The 8,987-nt window shown below is 68.4% G+C and carries 12 protein-coding genes; 5 read left to right on the forward strand and 7 right to left on the reverse strand.

Annotated features, from left to right (window positions below):
• A partial coding sequence (locus tag AC5JJ6_RS29585) for a formate dehydrogenase accessory sulfurtransferase FdhD (protein ID WP_496045493.1) occupies positions 1-505 on the forward strand: 505 nt, incomplete at its 5' end.
• Positions 492-1,124, forward strand: a complete 633-nt coding sequence (gene mobA, locus AC5JJ6_RS29590) for a molybdenum cofactor guanylyltransferase MobA (RefSeq protein WP_496045494.1) — start codon at positions 492-494, stop codon at positions 1,122-1,124. The genes AC5JJ6_RS29585 and mobA, both read left to right, overlap by 14 nt.
• A gap of 28 nt (positions 1,125-1,152) precedes the next feature.
• Here the strand turns inward: mobA and xerD are convergent, their stop codons facing one another.
• Together xerD and AC5JJ6_RS29600 are read right to left on the reverse strand one after the other, a co-directional pair.
• Positions 1,153-2,130 (reverse strand): site-specific tyrosine recombinase XerD, encoded by a 978-nt coding sequence (gene xerD / locus AC5JJ6_RS29595; protein WP_496045495.1) that lies wholly within the window; start codon positions 2,128-2,130, stop codon positions 1,153-1,155.
• 169 nt (positions 2,131-2,299) lie between these two features.
• Positions 2,300-2,440, reverse strand: coding sequence for a hypothetical protein (locus AC5JJ6_RS29600; protein ID WP_169789421.1), 141 nt, complete (start codon positions 2,438-2,440; stop codon positions 2,300-2,302).
• 274 nt (positions 2,441-2,714) lie between these two features.
• Between AC5JJ6_RS29600 and AC5JJ6_RS29605 the strand changes: the two genes are divergently transcribed.
• The 3 genes from AC5JJ6_RS29605 to AC5JJ6_RS29615 all read left to right on the forward strand — a co-directional run bounded on the left by AC5JJ6_RS29605 (position 2,715) and on the right by AC5JJ6_RS29615 (position 5,719).
• Positions 2,715-3,305, forward strand: coding sequence for a shikimate kinase (locus AC5JJ6_RS29605; protein WP_496045496.1), 591 nt, complete (start codon positions 2,715-2,717; stop codon positions 3,303-3,305).
• Positions 3,306-3,332: 27 nt separating this feature from the next.
• Positions 3,333-4,460, forward strand: a complete 1,128-nt coding sequence (gene aroB, locus AC5JJ6_RS29610) for a 3-dehydroquinate synthase (protein ID WP_496045497.1) — start codon at positions 3,333-3,335, stop codon at positions 4,458-4,460.
• Between the two features lie 155 nt (positions 4,461-4,615).
• A complete protein-coding gene (locus AC5JJ6_RS29615; protein ID WP_496045498.1) occupies positions 4,616-5,719 on the forward strand; it encodes a COX15/CtaA family protein in 1,104 nt (367 codons plus the stop codon).
• Here the strand turns inward: AC5JJ6_RS29615 and AC5JJ6_RS29620 are convergent.
• The 5 genes from AC5JJ6_RS29620 to AC5JJ6_RS29640 form a co-directional block, all read right to left on the reverse strand.
• On the reverse strand, positions 5,703-7,091 hold the full coding sequence (locus AC5JJ6_RS29620) for a sensor histidine kinase (RefSeq protein ID WP_496045499.1): 1,389 nt from the start codon (positions 7,089-7,091) through the stop codon (positions 5,703-5,705). The two genes, AC5JJ6_RS29615 and AC5JJ6_RS29620, sit on opposite strands and share 17 nt — an antisense overlap.
• Positions 7,092-7,096: 5 nt before the next feature.
• Positions 7,097-7,777 (reverse strand): response regulator, encoded by a 681-nt coding sequence (locus AC5JJ6_RS29625; protein ID WP_496045500.1) that lies wholly within the window; start codon positions 7,775-7,777, stop codon positions 7,097-7,099.
• Positions 7,774-8,331 carry a cytochrome b/b6 domain-containing protein gene (locus AC5JJ6_RS29630; RefSeq protein ID WP_496045501.1) on the reverse strand — a complete coding sequence of 186 codons (558 nt, stop codon included), beginning with the start codon at positions 8,329-8,331 and terminating at the stop codon, positions 7,774-7,776. The genes AC5JJ6_RS29625 and AC5JJ6_RS29630 overlap by 4 nt, the downstream gene beginning before the upstream one ends.
• 2 nt (positions 8,332-8,333) lie before the next feature.
• Positions 8,334-8,618: a PepSY domain-containing protein gene (locus AC5JJ6_RS29635; protein ID WP_496045502.1), complete on the reverse strand. Its 285-nt coding sequence runs from the start codon at positions 8,616-8,618 to the stop codon at positions 8,334-8,336.
• A 112-nt stretch (positions 8,619-8,730) separates the two neighbouring features.
• Positions 8,731-8,987, reverse strand: a 257-nt coding sequence (locus tag AC5JJ6_RS29640) for a group III truncated hemoglobin (protein WP_496045503.1), incomplete at its 5' end; no start/stop codon positions are given.

The raw sequence follows: 8,987 nt of genomic DNA on the forward strand, positions 1-8,987 counted from the left end.
CGAGGACGTCCGGCTGTCCTCGACCGCCCGCATCAGGACGTCCTGGCTGGCGGCGCTGACCCGCAAGATCAACACGGCCCCCAGCCTTTACCTGGAAGCGGGCGCCATCCACGGCTGCGTGCTGGCGTGCGAGGACAGGCCGCTGGTCTATATGGAAGACGTCGGACGCCACAACGCGGTCGACAAGGTCGCCGGCTACATGTGGCGGCACGGGCTGACGCCGGAAGACAAGATCTTCTACACCACCGGGCGCCTGACCTCCGAGATGGTCATCAAGACGGTGCAGATGGGCATCCCGATCCTCGTCTCGCGCAGCGGCTTCACCGCCTGGGGCGTGGATCTGGCGCGGCAGGCGGGACTGACGCTGATCGGCCGTGCGCGCGGCCGCCGCTTCGTGGCGCTGGCGGGGGAAGAGCGGATCGACTTCGATCTGGCACCCGGCGAGGGCGCGGACGAGCCCACCAGCCACCGGCGCAAGGGGAGCCGCGACGATGACGGCGAGTGATGGGCGTGGAGTCGTCGGCCTGCTGCTGGCAGGCGGATTGTCGCGGCGCATGGGCGGCGGCGACAAGACGCTGAGGCTGCTGGGCGGACGGACGATCCTGGACCATATCCTCGACCGCGTGCGCCCGCAGGTCGAGCTTCTGGTGCTGAATGCCAATGGCGACCCCGACCGTTTCGCGGGCACCGGGTTGCCGGTGGCGCCCGACGTGGTCCCGGACTACGCCGGTCCGCTGGCCGGAGTCCTGACGGGGCTGGACTGGGCGGCGGAACACGCACCGGACGCCCGCTGGGTCGCGACCTTCGCGACGGACGCGCCGTTCCAGCCGGCCGATCTGGTGGAACGGCTGCTCGCCGCCGTCGAGCGCGACGGCGCCGACATGGCCTGTGCCCGGTCGGACGGCCGCGAACACCCCGTGTTCGGCCTGTGGCCGGTGCATCTACGCCACGACCTGCGGCGCGCCATGCTGGAGGAGCAGGTCCGCAAGGTCGACGTCTGGACCGCGCGCTACCGGCTGGCGATCGCGGATTTCGATTGCGGTCCGGTCGATCCCTTCTTCAACACCAACCGCCCCGACGATCTCGCCGAGGCAGAGCGGCTGCTGGCCGGCGGCAAGCAGTAGCGCTTCCGGCTGATCTCGCCGCCTTCCGCTACTTCGCCCCCGCCAGCTTCTTCGGGCGGGCCAGCGGGTGGTGGTCGTTGATGACGCGCTTCAGGCGGTCGCCGACGACGTGGGTGTAGATCTGGGTGGTCGCGATGTCGGCGTGGCCCAGCATCTTCTGAACGCTGCGCAAGTCGGCGCCGTGGTCCAGCAGATGGGTGGCGAAGGCGTGGCGCAGGACGTGGGGGCTGACCTTGCGCGGCTCGATCCCGGCGTCGATCGCCAGTTCCTTGAGGAGCTGGGCGAAACGCTGGCGGGTCAGGTGGCCGTCCTCCGAAGTCCGCGACGGGAACAGGAACGCCGCCTGACGCTGCTCGCGCCCCGGCACCATGAAGTCCTTCCGCAGCGGGACATAGGCCGCCAGCGCGTCGCGCGCCGGTTCGGACAGCGGCACCATCCGTTCCTTGCCGCCCTTGCCCTTGACGAACAGGCAGCGGCCGTCGCGGGCGATGCCGTTGAGCGGCAGGCCGACCAGTTCCGACACGCGAAGGCCGGTCGCGTAGAGGACTTCCAGCAAGGCCACCAGCCGGATGCCGTCGGGGCCGCCCCGGCGCTGGGCCGCCGTCAGCAGCGTGTCGACTTCGCCCTCGCTCAGGATCTTGGGCAGCGGACGGCCCTGCTTGGGGCTGTCGATGGTCGCGGCGGGATCGTCGGCCCGCAGTCCTTCGGATACCAGGAAGCGATAGAACTGGCGCAGGGCCGACAGCCTGCGCGCGATGGTCCGGACCGCCGTGCCGCCTTCGTGGCCGCTCAAGTCGTCCAGATAGCCCCTGATGTCGTCGGTGTTGGCGCCTTCCAGGTTGGTGTTGCGCCCGGTCAGCCACGCCGCGACGTCGATCAGGTCCCGCTCATAGGCCTGCCGGGTGTTGCTGGCTGCACCCCGCTCCGCCACCAGCATGTCGAGGAAGGCTTCGATCCGGGGCGATGCGGGGGTCTTGGGTTTACGGGGGCGTCCTGGGCGGGGCATCGACTGTACTTTCGGCTTTTATCGTCTAACCGCGTTGCACCGGCCGCTCGAATGACGGCCGCGGCGAATCAGCGCATGGGAAGTCAAGATCGGGCGCCTATGCCGGGCTGCCCCGGACAGGGACCTGGCCCTGTCCGGATCGGCGGGAACGAGGGGGCCGGCAGCCCGGTCAGCGCGGGAAACGTTCATCGGGGATCACCCGCTCCACCGTCTTCGACGGGGCCGGAATTTCCCAGGTGGCAAGGAAGACCGCGCCGCCGGCGACGACGATCAGGGCCAGAACTATCAGGGCGCCGAGTAAGCGGGACATTATACCAGTCGAGGATGAGCCCGAATAAGGGCGGTTGCGAGAGCGTGCCACGGTACCGTCATTGATAGTGGAGAAGACGAAATACCTTGTGTTAAGGACCACCATGTCCTTTTTTAGGCGGTGTTGGAACCTTCGGCAAAAAGGAGCCTGATCGCGCCTTGCGGCGGATCATGTACCTGTCCAAAGGTTAAACGCGGTGTACTGTAGCCATACCTTATTCACAGCGCAACATCAGCGGTTGCTAAACCGTGTCGCAGAGGATCCTGTCGCTTCGATGATCGCCCATCAGCCCCTCGCATCGCAGCACCCGGCGACTCCCCGCCTGATAGTGCCCCGGACAGTGGTGCTGGTCGGTCTGATGGGAGCGGGCAAGACCAGCATCGGCCGCCGGCTGGCGGCACGCCTGGACCTCCAGTTCCGCGACGCCGACCACGAGATCGAAACGGCGGCCGGCCGCACGATCGAGGAGATCTTCGAGCAGTTCGGCGAGGCGGAGTTCCGCGCCGGCGAGCGCCGCGTGATCGGCAGGCTGCTTCAGGAAAATCCGCCGCATATCCTGGCGACCGGGGGCGGCGCCTATATGGACGACCACACGCGCGGCCTGATCCGCACCCACGGCATCTCGGTCTGGCTGCGGGCCGAGGTGGACGTGCTGCTGGCGCGGACCTCCCGGCGCAACAACCGCCCGCTGCTCAAGCAGGGCAACCCGCGCGAGATCCTGGGCCGGCTGATCGCCTTGCGCTATCCGGTATATGCCGAAGCCGACATCACCGTGGACAGCATCGAGGCGCCGCCGGAAGAAACGGTGGAGCGGGTGCTGAAGGCGCTGGAGACATGGCCGGGCGTGACCAGGACCGACGGCTGAAAAGCACGAAATATAAAGCCCGGAACAATGGAAAAGAGCCCAATCATGCAGGATATCGTCCGCGTCGATCTGTCAGAGCGCAGCTACGACATCGTGATCGGTCCGGGGGCGATCAAGCAGGCGGGCGCCCGCATCGCTCCGCTGATCGGCCGGCGTCCCGTCATCATCGTCACCGACGATACGGTGGCCCCGCTCCACCTGCCGTCGCTGGAAGCGGCGCTGGAAGGCGCCGGCGTGCGCCGCAACGGCCCGGCGATCGTCCTCCCCGCGGGCGAGAAGACCAAGAGCTTCGCCCATCTGGAAGCCCTGCTGGACGAGATGCTCGGCCGCGGGATCGAGCGTTCCACGGTGCTGATCGCCCTTGGCGGCGGCGTGGTCGGCGATCTGGTCGGCTTCGCCGCCGCGATATCCTTGCGCGGGCTCGACTTCGTCCAGATCCCGACCACGCTGCTGGCCCAGGTGGACAGTTCGGTCGGCGGCAACACCGGCATCAACACCCGGCAGGGCAAGAACCTAGTCGGGTCGTTCCACCAGCCCCGGCTGGTGCTGGCCGATACCTCGGCGCTCTCCACCCTGCCCCGCCGCCACGTGCTGGCCGGCTATGCGGAGGTGGTGAAGTACGGCCTGATCGACGACGTGGACTTCTTCGAATGGCTCGAACAGCACGGCGCCGCCGTCTGCGCCGGCGACACCGAAGCCCTCGTCCGCGCGGTCACCGTGAGCTGCGCCGCCAAGGCCGCCATCGTCGGCCAGGACGAGCGCGAATCGGGCCGCAGGGCGCTGCTGAACTTCGGCCACACCTTCGGCCATGCGCTGGAAGCGGCGGCCGGCTACGACAACCGCCTGCTCCACGGCGAAGCGGTGGCCCTGGGCATGGGCATGGCCTTCGACCTGTCGGCCCGGCTGGGCCTCTGCACCGGGCAGGATGCCATCCGGGTGCGCCGCCACTTCGAAGCGATCGGCCTGCCGACCAAGCTCGGTCAGGTCGAAGGCGTCGAGTGGGACACGGTCGAGCTGCTGGGCCACATGGCCAAGGACAAGAAGGTCCAGGACGGCAAGATCACCTTCGTCCTGGCGCGCGGCATCGGCCGGGCCTTCACCGCCCGCGACATCGACAGCGCCGAAGTGGCCGCCGTCCTGGACAACGCGATCTGAACAGGCGATGTGAATGCAGGGCGTCGCGATGACGCATGCGACCTCTGGTCGCGGTAACGCATCCTACCGGATGTTTGACCAAGCGGATGTTTGACGGGGGACAGGCGCGCGCCACATAGAGCGGTATTATCGCGCTTCCTTCGGCCAGCCGGTAAATGGCCGCCAGAAAAGAATGGGTCAAAGCCTTGTCGTCCGTCACCTATCCCGCATCGCGCGAAGCCGCGGCCGATGCCGCTCCGGCGTCCCGCGCCATAGCATTCTGGTTGCTGATCTGCTGCGGCATGGTGTTCGCCATGGCGGTGATCGGAGCGATCACCCGGCTGACCGAGTCGGGCCTGTCGATGGTGGAATGGAAACCGCTGATCGGCATGCTGCCGCCCCTGTCGGCGGAGGAGTGGAACCGCGTGTTCGGCCTCTATCAGGCGACACCCGAATACCGCTACGTCAATGCCGGCATGTCGCTGGAAGAGTTCAAGCACATCTTCTTCTGGGAGTGGTTCCACCGGTTCTGGGGCCAGCTGATCGGCTTCGCCTTCCTGCTGCCCTTCCTGTGGTTCTGGGCGACCAAGCGCATCCCCAAGGGCCTGATGCCCAAGCTGCTGGGACTGTTCCTGCTCGGCGGCCTTCAGGGCGGCATCGGCTGGTTCATGGTGGTCAGCGGTCTGGTCGACCGGCCTTCCGTCAGCCATTACCGGCTGGCGCTGCACCTGGGCATGGCCTTCATCATCTTCGCGGTGATGCTGTGGATCGCCCTGGGCCTGCTCGATCCGAAGCCTGCGTCGAGCGGCAGCACCAAAGCTCCGGCGCTCCGCCGCCATATCGGAATGGCGCTGGGTCTGGTCGCGGTTACGGTCGCCTGGGGCGCCTTCGTCGCCGGGCTGGACGCCGGCATGATCTACAACACCTGGCCGCTGATGGGCGGGCATCTGGTGCCGGAAGACATGTGGTTCCTCGACCCGGCGGCCCTGAACTTCGTGGAGAACCACGCCGCCGTCCAGTTCACCCACCGCTGGCTGGCCATCGCCACCGGCGTCGTGGTGCTGGCCCTGTGGTGGAGGACGGTCCGCGCCGGCCTCAGCCCGCGCGGCCACCTGATCGGTCATGCGACCGGCGCCATGATGGTGCTTCAGATCGTGCTCGGCGTCGCGACCTTGATCAGCGTCGTCGCGATCCCGCTGGCGGCGGCCCATCAGGCCGGCGCCCTCACCCTGATCGCCCTGCTGATCTGGCTTCGCCACGAAGTCAGGGCGGTTCGCTGAACGGTCCCGGACCGGGGAAAACCAGGCGGAACAGGGTTCCGCCGCCGGGACGGTCGGCAACGGTGACGGATCCGTCATGGATCTCCATCGTCTTGGCGACGATGGCCAGCCCCAGGCCGGCGCTGCCGCGCGTCCGCCTGTCCCCCTGGGCGAACCGGTCGAACAGGTCCCGGCGCAAGGCCGGGTCGATGCCCGGCCCCTGGTCGGATACCTCGATCACGGGACCCGGCCCGGCGCTGACCGTTATCACCGATCCCTTGGGCGCCGCGCGCAACGCATTGTCCACAAGGTTGCGGACGGCGCCCGCGATGGCGTCCCGATGGCCCTGGACGATCGCGGCGCCCTCGTCCCGGAATTCGGTTTCGCGGCCCCGGTCCAGCGCCAGCGGGGCCAATTGCTGGACGACGCCGCGTCCGACTTCGGCCAGATCGACATCGGTCGGGGGTTCCGCCGACATTCCCTCGATCTGGGCGACGCGAAGTAGCTGATCGACCAGCCGGGACATCGCCTGGATGTCGCTCTTGGCCGCCTCCGCCGCCGGTCCGCCGATTTCGTCCAGTTGCAGCAGCAGCACGGCCAGGGGGGTGCGCAGTTCGTGCGCCACGTTGGCCGTGAACTCGCGCTGGAAGCGCAGCACCTCGTCCGCCCGGCCCAGCGCCGCGTTGACGGCGCCGACCAGCGCACGGACCTCACGCGGGAGATCGTCGCCGGCCGACAGCCGCAGCCCGCCGCGCCGGGCGCCCAGGCCGGCGGCTTCGCCGGCGGCGCGCGCCAGCGGAAGCAGGCTCCGGCGTACGGCATAGACGTTGACGGCCAGCAGCAGCAGGGCCAGCGGCACCATCGGGATCGCGACATGATCGACGACCTCGTGCAGCAGCGCCACCCAGGCGAGCCGGTCCGGATCGGAAGCGATGGCGATGGCGACCAGCAGGCCCGTCGCGATCCGGTCGAAGCGCTGGACAAGCACGCGGGTTTCGCCCTGCGGTCCGGGCACGACGCGCCAGAACAGGTCGGGCGCAGTCGCGGGCTCGGGCAGCGGCACCGTGAACAAGCCAGGGTTCATGCCCGCGATCTCGGTCCCATCGGTATCGACGACCCGGAAGGCATAGGCTGCCCCATGATGCCGGTAGCGCTCGGCATGCTCCTCCGGCAGGGCCAGGACGGGCCGCCCCTTGGGTCCGATCCCGATATGGCCGGCGATCCGCGCCGCCTCGGTCGCCGCGACCCGGACGCCCAGCCGCTTGCCGTCCCAGCCGTAATGCATCGCGACCAGAACGACCTGCGCCACCATCAGCAGCCCGGCTACCAGGATCAGCCGGCGCGTGATCAGCCGGGTGACCGAAGGCCGCTGCGCCGGCCGCGCCGACGGCATCCGCATCACGGCGCCACGGCGGGCCGCAGCAGGTAGCCGACGCCCCTGACCGTATGGATGGTCACGTCGGCCGCCGCGTCCGACAGACGCCGCCGCAGGCGGGAAACATGGGCTTCCAGGGCATTGGGCGTCACCTCGTCGTCGAAGCCGTACAATCGTTCCTCCAGCACCGCGCGCGGCACGACTTGGCCGGAGCGGCGAAGCAGCACTTCGAGCAGGTCCGTCTCCCGGCGCGGCGCGTCGATCCGGCTGCCGGCGACCGCGACCTGCCGTGACGTCGTATCCAGCGTGACGTTGCCGGCCGCAAGCACGGTCGAGAGAGCCGCCCCCGGACGCCGCAGAACCGCACGGCAGCGCGCCAGCAGTTCGTCCATCGCGAACGGCTTGACCAGATAGTCGTCGGCGCCGGTATCCAGCCCCGCCACCCGGTCGCTCAGGCCGCCCCGCGCGGTCACCACCAGGACGGGGACGTCCCGGCTGCCGCGGCGGAACCGCTTCAGCCAGTCCATCCCGTCGCCGTCCGGCAATCCCAGGTCGAGCAGGATCAGGTCGTAGTCCACGGTGTCCAGGGCGGCTTCCGCATCGCCCAGCCGGTCGAAGGCATCGACCGTGAAGCCGCCCCGCGCCAACCCGCCCTTCATCAGGGCGGAAAGACGCTCGCTGTCCTCGACCAGCAGGACTCTCATGCCCGTTTCCGGCCCGTGACCATCGCCCACACCAGGTTCTCGCGGTGACGCATGCTCTCGTACAAGGCGGCGCCGGCATGGATCAGCGCCAGCCATAGTATCGCGTCGGCCGTGCCCTCGTGAAGCTCCTCGACCCACTCGACGCCCCAGAAAGCGTCCAGTGTCGCCATCCAGCCGGTGATGCTGACAGCGGCGAGCAGTGCCATCAGCACCAGTATCATGACCGCGGCGGCCGGGTTATGACCGACTTGGCGCGGCTCCCGCCCCCGGACCATCAGGGCCAGGTACTCGGCCAGCCGGCGCGGTCCGGGCACGAAGTCACCGAACCGGGCGTAGCGGGTCCCGACGAAGCCCCAGGCGACCCGGACTGCCAGCACCGCCGCCACGGCATAGCCGATGACCTCGTGCGCCCGCCCGCCGTCCTCCACGATGAAGAGGTTGGCGAAGCACCCCGCCGCCACCGTCCAATGGAAGATGCGGACGACGGGGTCCCAAACCGGTACCGAGCCTGCCGATCCAGGTCCTGCCGATACCGAGCCCTCGGCGGCGTTCATGGTCAGCCCCCGATTTCCGATTTGACGATGGAACCGTCGACCGGGTTGAAATAGACCTCGGCTTTCCTGCCGTCCTTGTCGTGGCCGTAGATTTCGTAGCAGTTGCCGCTGGTGGTCTTGAAGGTTCGGATGTCCTTGAAGCCCATATCGGCGATCTTCTGCTTCATCGCCTCTTCGGACAGCCATTTGTCCTTGGCCTCGCCGGTGCATTTCGGTCCGGCCAGCGCCGGGCCGGCGGCAAGGGCGAGCGCCAGGGATGCGGTCAGGAGGAATGTCGTGCGGTTCATGTCGGTTGCCTCGTGTCTGGCGGGCCCTGCGGCCCGCCGTGGTTGTTTCACGAGCAGGACACTAGCCGGGCAACCTGACGTATCGCTGACATGAACCCGGAATTGGTACCCGTCAGGAATGGGTAACGACCACGGCTTCAGGCCGGAAGAACAGTCCGAGCTTCAGGCTTTCGGCGATACGGTTGGCGCGCTCCAGGAAGCGGGCCGCGAGGTCCGGCTCGAACATCTCCGCCACGGTCTCCTCGAACAGGATAAGCCAGCGGGAAAACAGGTCGGGCCGCAGGTCCGGGATGCGCATGTGCGCCTGCATCGGACTGCCGTGATAGGTGCCCGACTTCAGCATGACGGAGGACCAGAACCGGTACATGG

The sequence above is a fragment of the Skermanella sp. genome (genome assembly GCF_059503625.1).